The organism is Neisseria perflava, from assembly GCF_002863305.2.
Classification (GTDB): domain Bacteria; phylum Pseudomonadota; class Gammaproteobacteria; order Burkholderiales; family Neisseriaceae; genus Neisseria; species Neisseria perflava_A.
The window spans coordinates 2,006,823-2,028,208 of sequence record NZ_CP136962.1; the positions used below are offsets into that span (position 1 = coordinate 2,006,823).

Annotated in this window: 18 protein-coding genes and 2 pseudogenes; 11 read left to right on the forward strand and 9 right to left on the reverse strand. The window is 53.9% G+C overall.

All coding sequences use genetic code 11. The features are described 5' to 3' along the window. Positions 1 to 105: 105 nt before the first annotated feature. Complete coding sequence (efeB, locus tag CYJ98_RS09350) at positions 106 to 1,371, forward strand: iron uptake transporter deferrochelatase/peroxidase subunit (RefSeq protein ID WP_049344915.1); 1,266 nt, start codon at positions 106 to 108, stop codon at positions 1,369 to 1,371. An 82-nt stretch (positions 1,372 to 1,453) separates the two neighbouring features. On the opposite strand, the gene CYJ98_RS09355 is transcribed toward efeB, so the two are convergent. From CYJ98_RS09355 to CYJ98_RS09365, 3 genes are all read right to left on the reverse strand, one after another. Next, positions 1,454 to 1,921, reverse strand: coding sequence for a CinA family protein (locus CYJ98_RS09355; protein ID WP_070504075.1), 468 nt, complete (start codon positions 1,919 to 1,921; stop codon positions 1,454 to 1,456). A gap of 76 nt (positions 1,922 to 1,997) precedes the next feature. Then, entirely contained in the window at positions 1,998 to 2,843 is an 846-nt protein-coding gene (locus tag CYJ98_RS09360; RefSeq protein WP_101755635.1) for a mechanosensitive ion channel family protein, read from the reverse strand. A 113-nt stretch (positions 2,844 to 2,956) separates the two neighbouring features. After that, the gene (locus tag CYJ98_RS09365) at positions 2,957 to 3,958 is read right to left on the reverse strand and encodes a thiamine ABC transporter substrate-binding protein (RefSeq protein ID WP_101755634.1); all 1,002 of its coding nucleotides are present in this window, start codon (positions 3,956 to 3,958) and stop codon (positions 2,957 to 2,959) included. 64 nt (positions 3,959 to 4,022) lie between these two features. Between CYJ98_RS09365 and CYJ98_RS09370 the strand changes: the two genes are divergently transcribed. From CYJ98_RS09370 to CYJ98_RS09390, 5 genes and pseudogenes are all read left to right on the forward strand, one after another. Beyond that, positions 4,023 to 4,670, forward strand: a complete 648-nt coding sequence (locus CYJ98_RS09370) for a pyrimidine 5'-nucleotidase (RefSeq protein WP_101755633.1) — start codon at positions 4,023 to 4,025, stop codon at positions 4,668 to 4,670. A gap of 61 nt (positions 4,671 to 4,731) precedes the next feature. Continuing rightward, positions 4,732 to 5,016, forward strand: coding sequence for a membrane lipoprotein lipid attachment site-containing protein (locus CYJ98_RS09375; RefSeq protein WP_003686634.1), 285 nt, complete (start codon positions 4,732 to 4,734; stop codon positions 5,014 to 5,016). A gap of 98 nt (positions 5,017 to 5,114) precedes the next feature. Beyond that, complete coding sequence (gene glmU, locus CYJ98_RS09380; protein WP_101755632.1) at positions 5,115 to 6,488, forward strand: bifunctional UDP-N-acetylglucosamine diphosphorylase/glucosamine-1-phosphate N-acetyltransferase GlmU; 1,374 nt, start codon at positions 5,115 to 5,117, stop codon at positions 6,486 to 6,488. 161 nt (positions 6,489 to 6,649) lie between these two features. Next, on the forward strand, positions 6,650 to 8,488 hold the full coding sequence (glmS, locus tag CYJ98_RS09385; protein WP_101755631.1) for a glutamine--fructose-6-phosphate transaminase (isomerizing): 1,839 nt from the start codon (positions 6,650 to 6,652) through the stop codon (positions 8,486 to 8,488). Positions 8,489 to 8,611: 123 nt separating this feature from the next. Next, positions 8,612 to 9,167 (forward strand): annotated as a pseudogene (locus CYJ98_RS09390) (transposase); the annotation flags it as partial. Between the two features lie 155 nt (positions 9,168 to 9,322). Here the strand turns inward: CYJ98_RS09390 and CYJ98_RS09395 are convergent. Then, a complete protein-coding gene (locus CYJ98_RS09395) occupies positions 9,323 to 9,535 on the reverse strand; it encodes a hypothetical protein (protein ID WP_049352588.1) in 213 nt (70 codons plus the stop codon). A 323-nt stretch (positions 9,536 to 9,858) separates the two neighbouring features. Here CYJ98_RS09395 and CYJ98_RS09400 point away from each other — a divergent pair, with 323 nt between their 5' ends. The 3 genes and pseudogenes from CYJ98_RS09400 to CYJ98_RS09410 all read left to right on the forward strand — a co-directional run bounded on the left by CYJ98_RS09400 (position 9,859) and on the right by CYJ98_RS09410 (position 11,557). Beyond that, the gene (locus CYJ98_RS09400; protein ID WP_063076376.1) at positions 9,859 to 10,623 is read left to right on the forward strand and encodes a S24 family peptidase; all 765 of its coding nucleotides are present in this window, start codon (positions 9,859 to 9,861) and stop codon (positions 10,621 to 10,623) included. Between the two features lie 178 nt (positions 10,624 to 10,801). Then, positions 10,802 to 11,262, forward strand: a pseudogene (locus CYJ98_RS09405) (transposase); the annotation flags it as partial. 79 nt (positions 11,263 to 11,341) lie between these two features. After that, positions 11,342 to 11,557 (forward strand): hypothetical protein, encoded by a 216-nt coding sequence (locus CYJ98_RS09410; protein WP_167382862.1) that lies wholly within the window; start codon positions 11,342 to 11,344, stop codon positions 11,555 to 11,557. Between the two features lie 50 nt (positions 11,558 to 11,607). Here CYJ98_RS09410 and CYJ98_RS09415 read toward each other — a convergent pair whose 3' ends face one another. Continuing rightward, the gene (locus CYJ98_RS09415; RefSeq protein ID WP_101755630.1) at positions 11,608 to 12,906 is read right to left on the reverse strand and encodes a M16 family metallopeptidase; all 1,299 of its coding nucleotides are present in this window, start codon (positions 12,904 to 12,906) and stop codon (positions 11,608 to 11,610) included. A gap of 58 nt (positions 12,907 to 12,964) precedes the next feature. Next, positions 12,965 to 14,314: a M16 family metallopeptidase gene (locus tag CYJ98_RS09420; protein ID WP_101755629.1), complete on the reverse strand. Its 1,350-nt coding sequence runs from the start codon at positions 14,312 to 14,314 to the stop codon at positions 12,965 to 12,967. A gap of 193 nt (positions 14,315 to 14,507) precedes the next feature. On the opposite strand from CYJ98_RS09420, the gene CYJ98_RS09425 reads away from it, so the two are divergent. Beyond that, entirely contained in the window at positions 14,508 to 15,686 is a 1,179-nt protein-coding gene (locus tag CYJ98_RS09425) for a phosphoglycerate kinase (RefSeq protein ID WP_101755628.1), read from the forward strand. A 167-nt stretch (positions 15,687 to 15,853) separates the two neighbouring features. Here CYJ98_RS09425 and yccS read toward each other — a convergent pair whose 3' ends face one another. The 3 genes from yccS to CYJ98_RS09440 all read right to left on the reverse strand — a co-directional run bounded on the left by yccS (position 15,854) and on the right by CYJ98_RS09440 (position 20,517). After that, entirely contained in the window at positions 15,854 to 17,989 is a 2,136-nt protein-coding gene (gene yccS / locus CYJ98_RS09430) for a YccS family putative transporter (RefSeq protein WP_101755627.1), read from the reverse strand. Positions 17,990 to 18,154: 165 nt separating this feature from the next. Continuing rightward, positions 18,155 to 19,384, reverse strand: a complete 1,230-nt coding sequence (locus CYJ98_RS09435; RefSeq protein ID WP_039861910.1) for a PilT/PilU family type 4a pilus ATPase — start codon at positions 19,382 to 19,384, stop codon at positions 18,155 to 18,157. Positions 19,385 to 19,470: 86 nt separating this feature from the next. Beyond that, positions 19,471 to 20,517, reverse strand: a complete 1,047-nt coding sequence (locus CYJ98_RS09440; RefSeq protein WP_004519239.1) for a type IV pilus twitching motility protein PilT — start codon at positions 20,515 to 20,517, stop codon at positions 19,471 to 19,473. 117 nt (positions 20,518 to 20,634) lie between these two features. On the opposite strand from CYJ98_RS09440, the gene CYJ98_RS09445 reads away from it, so the two are divergent. Further along, entirely contained in the window at positions 20,635 to 21,330 is a 696-nt protein-coding gene (locus tag CYJ98_RS09445) for a YggS family pyridoxal phosphate-dependent enzyme (protein ID WP_101755626.1), read from the forward strand. Positions 21,331 to 21,386: the final 56 nt, after the last annotated feature.

Sequence of the window (21,386 nt, forward strand, 5' to 3'; positions counted from 1 at the left end):
ATTGAAAGGCCGTCTGAATCTTATTGTCGCCCACACAAATATGCTTGAAAACCGACCTTACTTCACACGATTGCAATCTTTCCGTTCCCTGCCAAGGAGCAGACCATGAGCCAAAACAAACAACCGGCACAACCCGAAAAACGAACCCTTTTCAAAACTGCCCTTGCTGCCGGCGCCATCGGCGTTGCCGGTTATTTTGCCGGTAAAAAACAAGGCGAAGCCGCCGCCGAGACCCAAAACAACCAACATTCCGAGCTGGCCTATCCGTGTTATGGCGAGCATCAGGCAGGTATCGTCACGCCACACCAGCTCTTCGGCATCATGTGTGCCTTTGACGTTACCGCCAAAGACGCCAAACAACTTGAAAACCTGTTCCGCGCCCTGACCGCCCGTATCGAATTCCTCACCCAAGGCGGCGAATACCAAGACGGCGACGACAAACTCCCGCCTGCTGGCAGCGGCATCCTCGGCAAACAATTCCGCCCCGACGGGCTGACGGTTACCGTCGGCGTCGGCAGCAGCCTTTTTGACGACCGCTTCGGCCTCAAAGACAAAAAGCCGAAACACCTACAAGAAATGCGCGACTTCCCCAACGACAAACTCCAAAAATCTTGGTGCGACGGCGACCTCAGCCTGCAAATTTGCGCATTCTCCCCCGAAACCTGCCAAGCCGCCCTGCGCGATATCATCAAAAACACCGCCCAGTTTGCCGTCATCCGCTGGAGCATAGACGGTTGGCTCCCTAAAGCCGAACCCGGCGCCATTGCCGCGCGCAATCTTTTAGGTTTCCGCGACGGCTCAGGCAATCCCAAAGTCGAAGATCCCAAAGTCGCCGATCAAGTCCTGTGGACGGGCGTTGCCGCCAACAGCTTGGACGAACCGGCATGGGCGAAAAACGGCAGCTATCAGGCCGTCCGCCTCATCCGCCACTTTGTCGAGTTTTGGGACCGCACCCCGATGCAGGAACAAACCGATATTTTCGGCCGGCGCAAATACAGCGGCGCGCCCATGGACGGTAAAAAAGAAGGCGACACCGCCGATTTCGCCAAAGACCCCGACGGCAAAATCACGCCCAAAGACAGCCATATGCGCCTTGCCAATCCGCGCGATCCGGAGTTCATGAAAAAACACCTGCTCTACCGCCGCGCCTTCAACTACTCGCGCGGCCTCGCCGCCAACGGCCAGCTCGATGTCGGCTTGGTGTTCATCTGCTATCAGGCCAACCTTGCCGACGGCTTCATCTTCGTGCAAAACCTGCTCAACGGCGAACCGCTGGAGGAATACATCAGCCCGTTTGGCGGCGGCTATTTCTTCGTCCTGCCGGGTGTCGAAAAAGGCAGCTTCCTCGGCAAAGAGCTTTTGGGCGTATAAATCCGCTGATGGTTTGAATAGATAAATAAAAAGGCCGTCTGAAACCTGATTTCCAGATTTCAGACGGCCTGTGTTTTTTCTATCAAACCAAATGTTCCGCCAAGAAAGCCAATGCGTATTCGACGGCTTGCGCCCTTACTGCTTCGCGATCGCCTGTGAAAAGCGCGGTTTGCTCAAACGAGCCTTCGGGCGTGGCCAGGCCGAACCAGACTGTGCCGACCGGTTTGGCCGCGCTGCCGCCGCCAGGGCCGGCGATGCCGGAAATACTCAAGGCGTAATCCGCTTGCGCGACGGCTTTTGCGCCGCGAGCCATTTCATAGACGGTCTCGCGGCTAACCGCGCCGTGTTTCAGCAAGGTGTCGGGCATGACGCCGAGGCGGTCTTGTTTGGCTTGGTTGCTGTATGTGACGAAGCTTTGGTGAAACCACTGCGAGCTGCCGGGAATGGAAGTCAGCGCACCTGCAAGCAGGCCGCCGGTGCAGGACTCGGCGCAGGTAACGGTTTGGCGGCGGCTGGTCAGGTGTTCGGCGATGGTTTGCAGGTGGGACATGGCGGCTCCTTAGGGGAAAGGGTAAAACCGGGCAGGCGCTTGGCCCGCCAGGTTTCAGACGGCCTGAAAGCTGAAATTAGGCTTTCGGCTGGATGAGGTGGACATCGCATTGCGGGAACGGGATGTTGATGTTGGCGGCACGCAGGTTTTCAACCACTTGTTCGTTCAGGGCGAATCGGAATGGGCCGAGATTTTCTTCTTGCGTCCACGCCCAAAGGGTAATTTCGATGGCACTGTCGCCAAGGTTGGTGATGTAGGCGACGGCTGGTTTGTCTTCGGTTTGGACGCACAGGGGATTTTCGGTCGCGGCACGCAATACGGCGTCTTTGGCAACTTTCAAATCACAGGCGTAATCGACGCCGACCACGACTTGGGCGCGGCAGAGGGACAGGGAGGAGCGGTTGACGATGCTGTTGCTCATGACCACGCTGTTGGGCAGGATGATTTCTTCGTTGTCGGGTGTGCTCAATGAGGTCTGCACCATTTTGATTTCGCGGACGAAGCCTTCAAGGCCGTTGACTTTGATGTAATCGCCGACTTGAAACGGACGGAAGAGGATAATCAGCGCACCGGCGGCAAAGTTGGACAGTTGGTCTTTCAAAGACAAAGCCACGGCCAAGCCTGCGCCACCGATCAAGGCGGTCACGGAAGTGGTCGGGATACCGAGTTTGCCCAGTGCGGCGATGATGACGAGGATCAGCAGGCCGATATTGGCGACGTTGCCGAGGAAACTGACCAGCGTTTTATCGACTTTGGCGCGTGTCAGCGCGGCTTTCATCAGTGTTACTAAGCGCGTGGCGATCCAGCGGCCGATAAAGAAGATGGCCAAGGCGGCCAGCAGGTTCATGCCGAAAGACATGCCGGTTTGGGCGAGTTGTTCCCAGCCGGAGAAGGAGGAGAGGACTTGAAGATCGAAATTCATAATTGTGTGTGCGTGTGAAGTTGTTTAAAAGGTCATTGTAAAACAAGGCCGTCTGAAAAACTAATGATTTGGTTTTTCAGACGGCCTTTAATCTTTTTTAAATCTTTTTCAGCTTAACGTAAAACGGTTTTGCTCCAACGGCTCACCCATTGTTTTTGTTTGGTGTTGATGTCGGCGCGGTTGGGGGAATCGCTGTGTTTCGGGGTTTGGGCAAACTCGAATACTTTGGGCAGCGGCGTGTTTTTGACTGCCGGATAGACCCACATTTCGGCAGGCAGGGCTTTTTGCACTTCACCGCTTTGCAGCCAGCTCACCAGTTTGGCCGCCAGTTCGGGTTGTTTTGCGCCTTTCAAAACGGCCGCGCCTTCAACTTGGCGGAATGTGCCGCCTTTGAGGAAGAGGTTGCCGGTGGGCGGGGTGCTGTATTTGCCTTTGGAGTAGTGGACTTCGGCCGCCGGGCTGGTGGCATAGCTGACCACGAGGGGATAGGCACCGCCGTTTTGGGTAAAGTCGGTGTAGTAGGCTTCGCTCCAGCCTTTGGCGACTTTCACGCCGTTTTGGCGCATTTGCGCCCACCATTTGAACGCGCCTTCTTCACCCATGCCGCCGATGTTGGCCAAGAGGAAGGAGAGGCCGGGCGAGGACGTGGCGGGAGACGGGGTCACCAGAAGGTTTTTATATTCCGGTTTGGTCAGGTCTTGCAGGGTTTGCGGCAGGGGCAGTTTTTTCTGTTCAAACCATTTTTTGTCGTAGTTGATGGCGACATAGGCGTAATCGACAGCCAGTGCATCGGGCAGGGAAGCGGTTACGGGCGCGGATTTGGGTTGGCTGGCGGCGAGGATGCCGGCGGCTTTGGCTTTGCCGATGTTGGCGTTGTCCAAACCGTAAACCGCATCGGCAATCGGGTTGGCTTTGCTCAAAATCAGCTTGTTGAGCATTTCGTTGCCGCTGCCTGCCTTGATGACGGACACTTTGGCATCGTTGGCTTTTTCAAATTGCGCAATGACGGATTGGGGCAGGCTGAAGGATTTGTGCACGGCCAGACGCACTTCGGTTTGGGCGTACAGGTTTGCCGAGGCCAGCAACAGGGCCAAGACGGACAATTTCAGTTTCATTCTCTTTCCTTTGTACGGGTAAAATACGAAATATCATAACAAAATCTGCATATCAAGGCACGATATGAATCATTCCCCCGTTTGGCTGTTTGACCTCGACAACACTTTGCACAATGCCGAAGCCGGCATTTTCTACATCATCAACCGCGCCATGACCGAATACATGGCAGGCCGTCTGAAACTTTCTGAAGAAGCCGCCTCCCAACTGCGCCAAGATTATTGGCACCGATACGGCGCGACGCTTGCCGGTTTGCAAATCCATCATCCCGAAGTCGATATCGATGAATTTTTGCGTGAAAGTCACCCCCTTAAGCAAATTTTGGCAAAGGTGGAGGGTATGGATGGAACTGATGACGTTTTAGGCCGTCTGAAAGGGCGAAAAGCCGTATTTTCCAACGGACCTTCGTTTTATGTCCGCGCATTGGTTGAAGCGTTGGGCTTGGAAGCGCATTTTGACGGCTTGTTCGGCACGGACGACTTCGGCCTGCTCTACAAACCCAATCCGCAGGCCTATCTCAACGTCTGCCGCCTGTTGGGCGTCAAACCCGAACAGTGCGTTATGGTGGACGACAGCGCCGACAATCTGCACCAAGCCAAAGCCTTGGGCATGAAGACCGTTTGGTACGGCGAAAAAGCCCATCCGTTGCCATTTGCCGACGGCATAGCGAAAGATATGCAGGGTTTGCTTGAATTTTGCACAAAACTGCCGTGAAGTTTTGAAAAAACAAGTACAATACACGGTATTGCCGACATTTAAAAACAAGGACAACATCATGCGTAAACTCGCTTTAATTCTGACCGCCGCCGCCGTTTTGGCCGGTTGCTCTTGGGAAACCTACACCAACGAATCCGGCCGTACCGCCGTACGCCAAAAATATGCTACCGGCACACCTATCGTTTATCAGGACGGTACTTATTCTAAAAACATGAATTACAATCAGTTCCGCCCTGAGCGCCGCGCCGTCCAATCCAATCAAGCGGATCATGCTGAACACGGCGAACGCGGCCAACATTGGCAAAAACCGCAATTTGCCAACCAACAGCCAGCAACCGAATAACAATATCCCCAAGGCCGTCTGAAACGGAGTGAAAAACAATCAACACTTGTTGCCCCACTTTTCAGACGGCCTCAAACAACGACAACGGAAACCGTATCATGGCTCAGACAGCTTTAAATATCGTCATCCTCGCTGCCGGCAAAGGCACGCGTATGTACTCCAAAATGCCCAAAGTGCTGCACCGCATCGGCGGCCTTCCCATGGTTGAGCGCGTTATCGACACCGCCGCCTCCCTGAATCCCCAAAACATCTGCGTCGTCATCGGCCACGGCAAAGAGCAAGTCTTGGACACCGTCAAACGCGATGTCGTTTGGGTTGAACAAACCGAACAGCTCGGTACCGGCCACGCTGTCAAAACCGCCCTGCCGCACCTTTCCGCCGAAGGCCGCACGCTGGTGTTGTACGGCGACGTTCCCCTGATTGACGCAGCCACCCTCGAAACCCTGCTTGAAGCCGCAGGCGACGAAGTCGGCCTGTTGACCGACGTGCCTAACGATCCGACAGGTTTGGGCCGCATCATCCGCGACAGCAACGGCAGCGTAACTGCCATTGTCGAAGAAAAAGACGCCGATGCCGCCCAAAAAGCCGTGAAAGAAATCAATACCGGCATTTTGGTTCTGCCTAACGCCAAACTCGAAGCTTGGTTGAACAGCCTTTCCAGCAACAATGCCCAAGGCGAATACTATCTGACCGACCTCATCGCCAAAGCCGTTGCCGACGGTATTAAAGTTCATCCCGTCCAAGTCCGCGCCTCTTATCTGGCCGCCGGCGTGAACAACAAACTCCAACTGGCCGAACTCGAGCGTATTTTCCAAACTGAACAGGCGCAAGAATTGCTCAAAGCAGGCGTAACCCTGCGCGATCCGGCACGTTTCGATTTACGAGGCCGTCTGAAACACGGACAAGATGTCGTGATTGACGTCAACGTCGTCATCGAAGGCGAAGTCGAACTCGGCGACAACGTCGAAATCGGTGCCAACTGCGTGATCAAAAACGCCAAAATCGGTGCCAACACCAAAATCGCCCCATTCTCCCATTTTGAAGGTTGCGAAGTCGGTGAAAACAACCAAATCGGCCCATACGCCCGTTTGCGTCCGCAAGCCAAACTGGCCGACGACGTACACATCGGCAACTTCGTCGAAGTCAAAAACGCCACCATTGGCAACGGTACCAAAGCCAACCATCTCACCTACATCGGTGATGCCGAGATCGGCAGCAAAACCAACTTCGGCGCCGGCACGATTATTGCCAACTACGACGGCGTGAACAAACACAAAACCGTCATCGGCGACGAAGTGCGCATCGGTTCAAACTGCGTACTGGTTGCCCCCGTTACCCTAGGCAACAAAGTAACGACAGGCGCGGGCAGCGCGATTACCCGCAACTGCGAAGACGGCAAACTCGTTCTCGCCCGTTCGCGCCAAACCGTCATCGAAGGCTGGGTGCGTCCGGAAAAAGGCGATAAGAAGTAAGGTTGATCTTTTATTTGTTTTCAGACGGCCTTGAGAAACAACAGGCCGTCTGAAACCCAGATTTGCCGTTTCAATGAATATAAAACGGCGTTTTCCGACTGCCGCTTTCGGGAGCCGGAGCAGCAGTCATTTTCTCAAACTTTTGATACTAAGGAACTTATATGTGCGGTATCGTAGGTGCTATTCGCGCCAATCACAATGTAGTCGATTTTCTGACCGACGGTCTCAAACGCCTTGAATACCGAGGCTACGATTCGTCGGGTATCGCCGTCAACATGGACGGCAAAATCAAACGCGTCCGCCGCGTCGGCCGTGTGCAGCTGATGGAGGACGCCGCGCGCGAAAAAGGCGTGTTCGGCCATATCGGCATCGGCCATACCCGTTGGGCAACCCACGGCGGTGTAACCGAGCCTAACGCCCACCCTCATATTTCCGGCGGTATGATCGCGGTTGTCCACAACGGCATCATCGAAAACTTTGAAGCCGAACGCGAACGCCTGAAAGCGTTGGGTTACACCTTCGAATCGCAAACTGATACCGAAGTCATCGCCCACAGTGTCAACCACGAATACACACAAAACGGCGGCAAACTGTTTGAAGCCGTCCAAGCTGCGACTGCCCGTTTCCACGGTGCATACGCTATTGCCGTTATCGCACAAGACAACCCTGAACAAATGGTTGTTGCGCGCATGGGCTGCCCGCTGTTGGTGGCCTTGGGCGACCAAGAAACCTTTATCGCTTCCGACGTATCTGCCGTGATCGCCTTTACCCGCCGCATTGCTTACTTGGAAGACGGCGATATCGCCCTGCTGAACGCAAACGGCATCGAAAAACTGCTCGACAAAACCGGTGCGCAAACCGAACGCGCGATTAAAGTGTCCGAATTGTCTTTGGCTTCTTTGGAGTTGGGCCCATACAGCCACTTCATGCAAAAAGAAATCCACGAACAACCCCGCGCCATCGCCGATACTGCCGAAGTCTTCTTAGATGGCGGTTTCGAACCTGAAAACTTCGGTGCGAATGCACGCGAAGTGTTCGACGATATCCACAGCATCAAAATCCTTGCCTGCGGTACGTCCTACTATGCCGCGCTGACTGCTAAATACTGGCTCGAATCCATCGCCAAAGTGCCGACCGACGTGGAAATCGCCAGCGAATACCGCTACCGCGACGTGATTGCCGATCCGAAACAACTGGTCATCACCATTTCCCAATCCGGCGAAACTTTGGACACCATGGAAGCCCTGAAATACGCGCAATCCTTGGGACACAAACACAGCCTGTCTATTTGTAACGTGATGGAATCCGCCCTGCCGCGTGAAAGCGAGTTGGTACTGTACACACGCGCCGGTGCAGAAATCGGTGTTGCCTCTACCAAAGCGTTCACGACCCAACTGGTTGTCCTGTTCGGCTTGGCTGTTACCTTGGGCAAACAACGCGGCCTGGTTTCCGACGAGCAAGCAAGTGCATACGTTGAAGAATTGCGCCAACTGCCGGGCAGCATTCAGCACGTTCTCAATCTTGAGCCGCAAATCGCCGCTTGGGCGCAAAAATTTGCCAAGAAAACCAGCGCACTCTTCCTGGGTCGCGGTATCCACTTCCCAATCGCCCTTGAGGGCGCATTGAAGCTGAAAGAGATTACCTACATCCACGCCGAAGCGTATCCTGCGGGTGAGCTGAAACACGGCCCGTTGGCTTTGGTGGACGAGAACATGCCTGTTGTCGTGATTGCCCCGAACGACAGCCTGTTGGATAAAGTGAAAGCCAATATGCAGGAAGTCGGCGCACGCGGCGGCGAACTCTTTGTCTTCGCCGATCTCGACAGCAACTTCAACGCCACCGAAGGCGTGCACGTTATCCGCGCCCCACGCCACGTCGGCGTACTCTCGCCGATTGTGCACACCATCCCCGTGCAGCTCCTGTCTTACCACGCCGCCCTCGCACGCGGTACAGACGTGGACAAACCGCGCAACTTGGCTAAATCGGTAACGGTTGAATAAGCAATAAACCCGGTTAAAAAAAGGCCGTCTGAAACCTGAGATTTGGGTTTCAGACGGCCTGAGACCTTTGCAAAATTCCCCAAAGTCCCCTAAATTCCCATCAAGACATTTAGGGGATTTTTCATGACCTCCTTCTTCCAGCAAACCGCCCAAGCCATGATCGCCAAACACATCGACCGTTTCCCGCTATTGAAGTTGGATCAGGTGATTGATTGGCAGCCGATCGAACAATACCTGAATCGTCAAAGAACCCGTTACCTTAGAGACCACCGCGGCCGTCCGGCCTATCCCCTGTTATCCATGTTCAAAGCCGTCCTGCTCGGACAATGGCACAGCCTCTCCGATCCCGAACTCGAACACAGCCTCATCACCCGCATCGATTTCAACCTGTTTTGCCGTTTTGACGAACTGAGTATCCCCGATTACAGCACCTTATGCCGCTACCGCAACTGGCTGGCGCAAGACAACACCCTGTCCGAATTGCTCAAACTGATTAATCGACAACTGACCGAAAAAGGCCTAAAAATAGAGAAAGCATCTGCTGCCGTCATTGACGCCACCATTATTCAAACCGCCGGCAGCAAACAACGCCAGGCCATAGAAGTTGATGAGGAAGGACAAGTCAGTGGCCAAACCACACCGAGTAAGGACAAAGATGCCCGCTGGACAAAGTGTGCTTTCGCCTATACCTGCCATCGCAGCCACATCGGCAAGCGACAGTCCCTTCATTTTGATTTCCGCCCGTATCATTTCAGGATGCATACCACTCATCGTTTTCCTTTCTTTATTATCTAGACAGGTCGTCCGCCGTTTCAGACGACCTGTTTAACCTTATTAAATTCGACGAATAAAGTTCCAAGTATCAGCATTCAAACCTATAGCACAGGCATCGTAATAACCGCCTTTCACTTCGGTTTTCTCTCCACCCAACCATTCGATGACGAATTTTTTAGTCTTCCCGCGACCATATTCCAATATCCGCCCCACTGTACTTTCTTGATTCATATCCCAATCGTTCATCTGCATAATATTTGCAATGTGCTTCATTTTGATTCCTTTCTGTATAAAGTATCTAAGCAAAACCGCTTAATCGGTCGTCCGAACCGTTTCAGACGACCTGTTAAACAGTCTCCTTCCTGACGGGCCGAATACCCGTCATTTTTTTGGCTATTTCCAAATTGTTAAAGAACACTGCAAAATCGGTTATACTGTTTTAAAGTTGCCGTTTCGCTGTTTTTAACATTATATAACTTGGAAATTATTTCGCAACTAAAATTTCCATGCTTTTCTATGTTGTTTTGACAAGTGATTGTTTTAAATATGAAAATAATTTCTAAGATTTTTTCCATGTTTTTAATTGGAGCATGGAAATGAAAGAGCCAAAATTCAGCATCTCTGAAATTCAGAATTTGATTACCCAGTTGAATCTGATAAGCCTGCCGAATACAACACGCGCCATTCAATACAGGGCAGAAAGAGAACATTGGGAATATGAAGAAGCACCTTCACAAGGTGGGAAGAAAGGTGTTAAAAGAATCTACCCTCTTCCTCCTTATGTTATTGATGAATTGGAACAAAAAGGCTTGCTCCATTTGATAGATGGCGCGGAAACAGACACACCGCTTGAAGTCCGCAACACTCAACCCGATGTAGCGCATATCGAAAATATGGATTACGCAGACTGGGCGGCACGTCAGGATACGCGCGACATCGTACCCGTCCGCTATTACAAAGAAGTCTTCGCCAGCGCAGGCAGCGGCGCAATACCGTGGGATACCAACCCCGAAGCCATGTGGTTCCGAACCGCCTTCTTCAAACACCTGCAGCTCTCCCCCGCAGACTGCTTCTGTACCCGCATCGACGGGGACAGCATGTTCCCAACCCTAATCGACCAAGGCACCGTCCTATGGCAAACCGCCACGCGCTACACCCGCGAAGGAATCTACCTGTTCCGGCAGCAAGACGAACTCCGGGTCAAACGCCTGCAACGCCTGACCGCCGATACACTCAATATCATCAGCGACAACCCAAATAAATCCATCTACCCGACAACCCAACTAACCCTGTCTGCCTCCACCCCCGCCGACTTCCAAATCCTCGGCAAATACCTCTGGAGCTGCGGCATATCAAAATAAACAACTTCCCGATAATTCCCATGACAAAAAAAGCGCGAAACTGACAAAAAACTGTCAGATTTCGCGCTTTTTTCGCAATTCTAAAATTTCCACCACTTTTTTAAATTTCCTTATCCTTTCAATAATTTCCGCCTTTTTTTCTCGTTATATATCTATGACAAAACTAACACCACCCCACACAAAGAAAAACGGCCTCTACAAACTCGGTTACAAACAACATACCCGTACCGATGAGGAAGGCTATATCGAGAAACTGCACATTACCCCCGCCAATGCCCATGAGTGCAAACACCTGTTGCCTTTGTTGGAAGGCATTGCTGAAAGTACGACCGTCTATGCCGACAAAGGCTATGACAGTGAGGAAAACCGGCAACATCTGAAAGAGCATCGGCTGCAGGACGGCATTATGCGCAAAGCCCATCGCAAACATCCACTGTCGGAAGCGCAAACCAAACGCAACCGATATTTGTCGAAAACCCGTTATGTGGTCGAACAAAGCTTTGGTACGCTGCACCGTAAGTTCCGCTATGCTAGGGCAGCCTATTTTGGTCTGCTCAAAGTGAGTGCGCAAAGCCATCTGAAGGCGATGTGAATCTTTTGAAAGCCGCCAACAGGCTAAGTGCGCCTGTTGCCGCCTAAAAGGTGACCGGATGCCTGATTAATCAGGCATCCAAGGGGAATTAAGGGGGTATTTGAGTAGAGTCAGGAGTGATTTGGAATGGAAACAGCCGAAAATCTATGTTTAGGTTTCGGCTGTCGGGGGAAAAGGAATTTTGCAAAGGTCTCGGCCTTTATGTTTGTCGGTTTCAGTAATAGAGAGGCTATTTATGATGTCTTTGCTTTCATTATAAATGTACAACAACAGCTGATTGTGACTGATATTTTATTGATTAGAGTTGCCTCTGATGACAAGATCAGCAAACCGACAGAATGAAAACAGGCCGTCTGAAAAATCTTTCAGACGGCCTGTTGTTTTAAAGCGTTTTATTCTGCACCGACAACGACGGTGTTGAGGTCTTTGAATTTGATGCGGCGTTGCCATGCGTCGCGGACTTGTTTGACGGTCAGGCTGTTGATGGCTTTGGGATAGGCTTCCAAGTAGTCGTTGGGCAGGTCGTAGAGGCCGATCAGGCTCAGGTAGTTGAGCAGCTTGTCGTTGGAGTCGTAGCGCAGGGGAAAGCTGCCGACGATGTTGGCTTTGGCCTGTTTCAGCTCGGCTTCGGTCGGGCCTTCGGCGATAAACTGCTCGATGACGGCTTGGGTGTCAGCCAGTGAGGCTTTGGTGTTTTTCTTTTGGGTGGAATAGGAAACGGCAAACGTGCCTTCTTCTGTCGCCGGGGCGAGGCTGCTGTATACGCCGTAGGTGTAGCCGTGTTGGTCGCGCAAAACTTTCATGAGGCGGCTGTCGAAACCGCCGCCGCCGAGGATGTAGTTGCCGGCAACGAGGGCGTAGTAGTCGGGGTCGTGGCGTTTGATGAGGGAGGTGCCGAGCAGGACTTGTGCCTGTGTGCCGGCAAAGGGGATGTCGCGGCGTTGGGCGGTTTGTTTGGGAACGGGCGGGATGGCATGGGTTGCGGTGGCTTTGGTCGGCAGGTCTTTGAGGACGCGTTCGACCAGTTGCTCTGCCTGTTTGCGGTTGAGGTCGCCGACGATGGCGACGATGGCGTTGTCTTTGCCGTAGTGGGTGCGGTGGAAGGCGCGGATGTCGTCCAGACTAACTTGTTTAAGGCTGTCGACGGTTATGTTTGCGCCACTGCCGTAAGGGTGATTCGGGTAGATGAGCTTGGTCAGTTCGCGCGTGGCGGTGTAGTCGGGGGTGGTTTCCTGTTGTTGCAAGCCGGTAATGGATTGGATTTGACGGCGGCGGAAAACGGCTTCGTCAAAACGCGGACGGGTTAGCGAGTGGTTGAGCAAGTTGGCGGCTTTGTCGCGGATGTCGGCTTTGCTGAGGCTGCGGAAGCCTGCGGATGCACTTTCGGCATTGCTGTCGCTGCTGATTTGTGCGCCGATGTTGTCGGCTTCGGCATTGAAGGCTTCTTCGTCCAGCTCTTGGGTGCCGTCGGTCAGGAGGGCGGCGGTAAATTCGGCAACTTGGCTTTTGCCGTCCGGATTGGCGACGCTGCCTGCGCCCTTGAAGCTGACTTCAAGGTCGATGATGGGGTTTTCGTGGCGTTCGACAAGGAGGATTTGGGTGCCGTCGCGGTTGCGCCAGCGTTGGATGTCGGTGGCGGCTTGGACGCTTAAGGGCAGGAGTAGGGCAAGGGCGAGCAGGGTGGGTTTCATGTTGTGGCTTTCTGTTAAGGCCGTCTGAAAGGTTATGGGCTTTCAGACGGCCTGATGTTTATCGGCGTTTGGCAACTTTTTTGTTTGGCGCGGTGGCAGGTTTTTGCGGCTCGATGATGACGGTACTCATGCGATCGTCGGTCAACATCCGGGCGGCAGCCTGTACTTCTTGTGCGCTGACTGCCTGTAAGCGGCGGTGGATTTCTTGTTCGTCGGTATATTGGAAACCGCGCGCTTCGAGGCGGCCCATCATGGAGGCTTGGGAAGACATGGAGTCTTTGGCGTAGATTTCGCTGACCGCTGCCTGGGTTTTGACGCGCTGCAATTCTTCTTCGGAAACGCCGTGGTCGGCAATGTCTTTGATTTCTTGGCGCAGCTGGGCAATCAAAGTATCGGTTTTCACGCCTTCGGCAGGCATGGCCATGACGCTGAACAGCGGCATTTCACGGCTGATGATGTCGTAATGCGTTCCTGCGTTCAATGCGGTTTGCTTGCCGCGCACGAGGTTTTTATCAAAACGGCTGGACGCGTTGCCTGCCAAAATATCGGAGAGGATGTCGAGGGCGAAAGGCATCGTGTCATCGAGTTTTTGGAGTTTCGGCACACGGAAGTTGATGGCAATCAGCGGCTGGTGTGTAACCGGAGAAGTGGCTTTGACCGTAACAGGCTTGCGCAAATAGGGTTCGGTATGGAGTTTGTTGCGCGGCGGCTGGGCTTTGGCCGGAATATCGCCAAAGAGTTTGGCGGCCGTCTGAAGCGTTTGTTTGGCATCGACATCGCCGACAATGACCAATACGGCATTGTTGGGCGCGTAATATTGTTTGTACCACGCGCGCAAGTCGTCGGCTTTTAGGGTGTGCAAATCTTTCATGTAGCCGATGACGGAGGCGCGCATGGACGGTTGGGTAAAAGCGGCAAGATAGGCTTGTTCCCACATTTTGCCGTCGGCCGAGTCTTCCGTGCGCTGGCGGCGTTCTTCACGGATGACGTTCATCTCGTTGAGGAATTCTTTGTCGCTGAAGTTGAGGTTGTGCATTCGGTCTGCCTCGAGCTTCAGGATCTCGGGCAGGTTGGCGGCGGCAACGTTTTCATAATAGACCGTTTCATTTCGGTTGGTATAGGCATTGTTTTGTCCGCCCAGCTCGGACACGCGGCGGTTGAATTCGCCGGAGGGGACGTCTTTCGTGCCTTTAAACATCATGTGTTCCAAAGCGTGGCTCAGGCCGCTTTTGCCCGGTTTCTCATCCACGCTGCCGATTTTGTACCAAATCTGCGAAACGGCCACAGGTGCGCGATGGTCTTCTTTGACGATGATTTTCAGACCGTTGGGCAGGGTTTCAGAAAGCGTCTGCGCCCATGAGGCGGCAGGCAGCGCGAAGGCAAGCATTAAAGCAATTCGGCGTAACATGGTTCAATCCGTAAAATGAAAATCAATCGCCAAAGTATAGCGGAAAATCTGAAAGATTGGCCGAATGTTTCAGACGGCCCGGGCCTTATCTGCTGATTCACATCAAGCGCGGTCGTTGCCAATCTTTACCGTCGCCCCTCATTCGCGGATAATCCCAAACATTCCCGTTTCCAACCATCACAAAGGAATCATCATGGCATTTTTGAAACTGACCGAACAAAATGTTCAAGGCAAAACCGTTCTGATCCGCGCCGATATGAACGTACCGTTCAAAGACGGCAACATCAGCAACGACACCCGTATCCGCGCTTCGCTCGCATCCATCAAATACTGCTTGGACAACGGCGCGTCTGTGATCGTGATGACCCACCTCGGCCGTCCGACCGAAGGCGAATTTCATCCTGAAGACGATGTGGCACCTGTTGCCGCGCATTTGGGCAAACTGTTGGGCAAAGACGTGAAAGTATTGAACGACTGGCGTGAAAACAAACCGACTTTAAACGCCGGTGATGTCGTGATGCTGCAAAACGTGCGCATCAACAAAGGCGAGAAGAAAAACGACTTGGAGCTGGGCAAAGCCTACGCTTCTTTGTGCGACGTGTTCGTCAACGACGCATTCGGTACCGCCCACCGCGCCCAGGCTTCGACTGAAGCCGTTGCCCAAGCCGCACCGGTTGCCTGCGCCGGCGTGTTGATGGCGGGCGAACTTGACGCTTTGGGCAAAGCCCTGAAACAACCGGCTCATCCGATGGTTGCCATCGTTGCCGGCAGCAAAGTGTCTACCAAACTGACCATCCTCGAATCTTTGGCCGACAAAGTCGACCAACTCATCGTCGGCGGCGGCATTGCCAATACCTTCCTGTTGGCAGAAGGCAAAGCCATCGGCAAATCTTTGGCCGAACATGATTTGGTGGAAGAATCTAAAAAAATCATGGCGAAAATGGCGGCAAAAGGCGGCTCTGTTCCGCTGCCGACCGATGTGGTTGTCGCTAAAGCCTTTGCCGCTGATGCGGAAGCGGTGGTGAAAGACATTGCCGACGTTGCCGAAGACGACATGATTTTGGACATCGGCCCGAAATCCGCTGCTGCTTTGGCCGATTTGCTCAAAGCTGCCGGTACGGTTGTATGGAATGGCCCGGTCGGCGTGTTTGAATTTGACCAATTTGCCGGCGGTACCAAAGTATTGGCCGAAGCGATTGCCCAAAGCGATGCGTTCTCGATTGCCGGCGGCGGCGACACTTTGGCGGCGATTGCCAAATTCGGCGTAACCGATCAAATCAGCTACATCTCTACCGGCGGCGGCGCGTTCCTTGAGTTCTTGGAAGGTAAAGAGTTGCCTGCTGTTGCTGCTTTGGAAAAACGCGGCGCATAATCGGTTTTAATATCGATTGTTAAAAATAAAGGCCGTCTGAAATCTGGAAATCAGGTTTCAGACGGCCTTTTGTTTTTTGGTTTTTATTTGAGGAAGTGTTTAGCTGGATTCAACGCCGATGGTTGGCAGACTTGTTGCTAAACAGTCTGGAAAGCGTCCGGCTCTTTTCAGACGGCCTCTACGTCGGCCTGTCGGTGCAATGCCTGATAGCACGGGGTAAGCTGGCGGATGATCAGGTCGAGCTGGTGTTTGAGGATGTGGTCTTGCTGCGCTTGTGTGTTTTGTTCAAGCTCGGCAAATTCCTGACGGATTTGGGTCATGGCCGTTTCAAAAGCTTCGGGGTCGGTTTGGGGCATTTGGGTCAGCAACTCGGCGATGTGGTGGGTCAGCTTGGCATAGGGCGCAAAGCCGTCGTTGCCGTCGATTCGGACTTGGTCGCGGTATGCACCGAGCGCGGAAATGTGGCCGGTCAGCGCATAGCTGGTTTTGAGCAGGGTAAAACTGTCTTGCAGGCGGTCTTGGTATTTTTTCGGGTTGCTGCTCATGTCGGACAGGGTGCTGCTGAGGGCAGCGGTGCTTTCGTGGGCTTGGCGGCGGGTGAGGCGGTAGTCGAAATCGTCGCGGCTGCCGTTTTGCAGCTGGTCGAGGATGGCGTCGAGATAGCGGCCGTTGGCAGTAATGGTTTGGGCGGCAGTATGGCTGAGGGTGAGGTAACGCCAATCGGGCCAGAGGTAGGTGGCGGCGGCCCATGCGATAACGGAACCGACGATGGTGTCGATGATGCGGATGGGCATGGCGTGGTACACGTCCAAACCGGCAAGCGAGAGGCTGGTCAGGGCTTGGATGGTGATAAAGAAGGTGGAGAAGCTGTATTTGTAGCTCCGGGTCATGAAGAACAGGGTGGTGCTGGCGATGACAATCCAAAGCTTGGTTTCAACAGACGGGGTGAAGTAGGGAACGAGCGAACCGACAATTACGCCGAGAATCGTACCGGCGATACGTTGGTACACGCGGCTTTTGGTGGCGGTGTAGTTGGGCTGGCAGACGAAAAGGGCGGTCAGCAGAATCCAGTAGCCGAGATTGAGATGAAGGATTTCGACAATGATGCAGGCCGCGGCCACGACGATGGAGAGGCGGGTGGCATGGCGGAAGACGCCGGAGTCGAAATTGAGCTGGCTGAGGACGGTCTCGCCGATATTGCGGAATTTGGTGTTTTCAAGGGCGGCGATGCGGGTGTCGGTGTTGTCGTTTTCGGCAAGGGACGCATCGTTTTGCAGTTGCCGCAGTTGGTAATCGACACTGCTGAGGTTGTCGAGCAGGCGGCGGATATTGTGGAGGTTGGCATTGTCGGCGTGGGTCTCGGCAAAATGGCCGAGGGACTGGCGGCAGCCTTCCATGGCGCGGCCGAGGCGTTTGCTGTATGCGTAGGGTTTGTTGTTGCGCAGGGTGGCGGCAATGTTGCGGCATGCCTGACCCTGCATTTCGAGCAGGCGGCGGATGCGGAAGATGAGGTCGGTGTTTTTGAGCTGCTCGGCCATTTCGCTGTAATCGACGTGGGCGGAGCTGATGCGTTCGTGCATGTCTTGCGCGCTGAGGTAGTAGCGCAGCATTTTGGCGGTACGCGGATGGCGGTGTTGGCCGCGCAATCGGTAGAAAAGTGCGCCGCGGCATTGGTTGAAGGCGGTAATCACGCCGGTGTTGCTCATGGCCAAGTCGATTTGGCGGTTGCCCAACCATGCGGCTTCGTCGGGGTCGAAAAAGTCGGCTTTGGCATCGAAGTAGTTGCTGAGTGCGTCGTAGGCGTTGGCAACGGTTTCTTGGACGGGGCGGTGGGGCAGGATGATTTGGAAGATCAGGGTGTTGACGCTGTATAGGACAGTGCCCAACAGAATCATGACGGGGTTGGTCAGCCAGTAGGTCTCGGGTGTGTAGGTCAGCGTGGTGTAGGTGGCGACGGCGAGCGCACCGAAAGCGAAGGTGCGGTATTTGAGGCCGACGGTGCCGAGGATGGTGAAGCCGAAAGTCATCAGGGTCATGGCCAAGATGAAGGGAACGCCTGTGCCGATGGTGCTTTGGGCAAGCAGTGAGGAGAGGGTGAACAGGGCAACGGTGATGACGATGTTTTTCAGACGGCCTGTGAGGCGGTTGTCCAAGTCGACCAAACCGCCGGCAATAATGCCGAGTACGAAGGGCATGACGAGCTTAGGCGTGTTGAAGTGCCAAACGAGGGTGGCGGCGATGAACACGCTGGCGAAGACGGGCAGGGAGGCAATGATCAGAGGTTTGAGCGGCGGAGTGTTCATGATGGTGTTGTTTATTATTCGTTATGAGGTGAATGATTGGATTTTAACAGGATTTTCAGTCGGTTTCAGAATGTTTGAAATAGGATAAGGCCGTCTGAACGGATACGGGGAAATACTTGATTTCGTTTCCACATTTGTTCAGACGGCCTTTTTTGGCTTGCGCCATCAGGTCATCAGGTTGAGGTCGCTGATGCGGTCGTAGAGACGCTCGGTATTGTTGCCCTCGTCGTGCATTTGAATGCGCAGGCGCAAATCGTTGGCGGAAACTGCTTGGCGCAGGGCTTCGCTGAGTTCGATTTGGCCCTGTGCGTAGAGGTTGAAGAGGTTTTGGTCGAACGTCTGCATGCCGTTGCTGCCGGAGCGTGCCATCAGGTCGCGGATTTCCAGCAATTCGCCTTTGAAAATCAGGTCCTGCATGGCCGGAGTGTTGAGCAGGAGGTCGGTAACGGCCGTGCGTTGGCGGTTTTTCTTGATGGTGAGGCGTTGGCCGATGATGCCGACGAGGTTTAACGCCAAATCCATCAAAACTTGTTGGCGGCGGTCTTCCGGATAGAAGTTGATAATGCGCTCGATGGTTTGGGAGGCCGTACTGGCATGGATGGTGAAAACGCACAGATGGCCGGTTTGAGCCAGTTGAAGGGCGTATTCCATGCTTTCTTCGCTGCGGACTTCGCCGATACAGACGACGTCAGGCGCTTGACGCATGGCGCTTTGAACGGCAATTTTCCAGTTGTCGGTATCGATGCCGATTTCGCGCTGGGTGAAGATGCTGCGGCAAGGTTTGTAGATAAACTCGATGGGATCTTCGATGGTGACGATATGGCCGGGCAGCTTTTGGTTGCGGTAGTTGAGCATGGAGGCCATGGTGGTGGACTTACCCGAACCGGTCGGGCCGGCGAGGATCAGCAGGCCGCGCGGCGCGAGTGCAAGCTCTTGGAGTTTTTCGGGCAAACCGAGGGTCTTCATTTCGGGAATGTCTTGGCTGACGCGGCGCAATACCATGCCGACGCGGCCTTGCTCGTGGTAGGCGTTGACGCGGTAGCGCGTGTTGCTGCGCGATTGGACGGAATAGTTGATTTCCCAGTCGCGATTGAAGGCTTCGAGCTGGTCGGGGTTCATGGTGGATTCGGCGATGGCGGCGGTGTCCGCGCCGGTCAGCGCTTTGTGGGGCATGGGCGTGAGGGTGCCGCCGACTTTGATGGCAGGGGGAAAGCCTGCGCTGATGAAGATGTCGGATGCGTTGCGTTTTTCGGCCTCTTCACACATACGGTCGAGCAGGGGGTGAAGATGCGTGCCGATTTCGGCCGGGGTCGGGATGTGCGGTGCTTGGTTTTTTTGTGAGTAGGCTTGCACCATTTCGCTTAACAGGTCGTGCAGAGGGGCGAGGTCGCTCATGATGATTCTCTTTAAAACGGGTATTCGGTCAGACTGAAAGGCCGTCTGAAAACGGGATGATGGGGTTCAGACGGCCTGGGTATGGTTTAGAAAACAGAGAGGTTTTCGATGTTTTGCGCCTTGCTGCGTGCCAGCTCGGGGCTGATGGTGCCTTGGCGGACAAGGGTTTGCAGGGCTTGATCGAGGGTTTGCATACCGTGGGCCTGACCGGTTTGGAGGGCGGCGTTGATTTGGGCGATTTTGTTTTCGCGGATGAGGTTGCGCACGGCCGGTGTGGAAATCAGGATTTCGTGTGCGGCGACGCGGCCGTTGCCGTCGCGGGTTTTCAGCAGGGTTTGGGAAATGATGGCGCGCAAGGATTCGGACAACATGGAGCGCACGATTTCTTTTTCGCCTGCGGGGAATACGTCGACAATACGGTCAATGGTTTTGGCGGCGCCGGTCGTGTGCAGCGTGCCGAAAACCAAGTGGCCGGTTTCGGCGGCGGTCAGGGCGAGGGAGATGGTTTCAGGGTCGCGCATCTCACCGATCAAAATCACGTCTGGGTCTTCGCGCAGTGCGGAACGCAGGGCGTTGGTAAAGCTGTGGGTGTGCTGATGCAGCTCGCGCTGGTTGATGAGCGCCTTTTTGCTTTGGTGGACGAACTCAATCGGGTCTTCGATGGTCAGAATGTGGGCCGGTTGGGTTTCGTTGATGTAGTTGACCATCGCCGCCAGCGTGGTGGATTTACCCGAACCGGTCGGGCCGGTTACCAAGACCAAACCGCGCGGATTTTCGGCAATTTTTTGGAAAATGCGCGGCGCACGCAATTCTTCCAGCGTCAGAACGGTGCTCGGAATGGTACGGAATACGGCAGCCGGGCCGCGTTCGGTCATAAAGGCGTTGACGCGGAAACGGGCAACATTAGGCAGCTCAAATGAGAAATCGACTTCAAAATCCTGTTGATAGAGCTTGCGCTGGTGGTCGTTCATGACCGAGGTAATCATGGTACCGACTTCTTCCGAGCTCATCTCGGGCAGGTTGATGCGGCGGATGTCGCCGTGTACGCGTATCATGGGGGAAATGCCAGAACTCAAATGGAGGTCGGAGGCTTTGTTTTTCACGCCGAACGCGAGTAAGTCGGTAATCTGCATAATGTGGCCTTGTTTTGGTTTAGAATAATAAAATCGCTTTATTTTAAATAGATAAATCCGTTCGACCAAGTAAAATTTTCAAAATGCCGAGTGATGAACGGGTTAAAGGAGAAAACCATGTCGGTATTGCAACAAAACTATCAGGACGTATGCCGGGCGGTTGAACAGGCGGCTAAGGCTGCAGGACGGCCTGCGGATGCGGTGAAGCTGGTAGCGGTCAGCAAGACGTTTCCGGCAGACGATATCCGCGAAGTGTATACGGCCGGTCAGCGCGATTTTGGCGAGAACTATATTCAGGAATGGTTTGAAAAAACGGAAACGCTGGTCGATTTGCCGGATATTGTTTGGCACGTTATCGGCGATGTGCAGTCTAATAAAACCAAATTTGTGGCCGAGCGCGCACATTGGGTGCATACGATAGGCCGTCTGAAAACGGCGCGACGCTTGAGCGAACAAAGGCCGTCTGAAATGCCGCCGTTGCAGGTGTGTATTGAAGTAAACATTGCCGCGGAAGAGGCAAAACACGGCGTGGCGCCCGATGAAGCGGTCGAGCTGGCCCTTGAAGTGGCCAAGTTGCCGAATATTAAAGTGCGCGGATTGATGTGTGTGGCCAAGGCCGACAGCAGCGACGATGAGTTACGCGGCCAGTTTCACACCATGCAACGGCTGTTGGCTGAGCTGAACGCGGCAGGCGTTGAAGTAGATGTTTTGTCTATGGGTATGTCCGGAGATATGCCAATCGCGGTAGAATGCGGCGCAACCCATGTCCGCATCGGCAGCGCGATTTTCGGCAAGCGGCATTATCCTCAATAAAAGTAATAGGCCGTCTGAACAGGGCAGACAGCAGTTTCAGACGGCCTGATCGATAT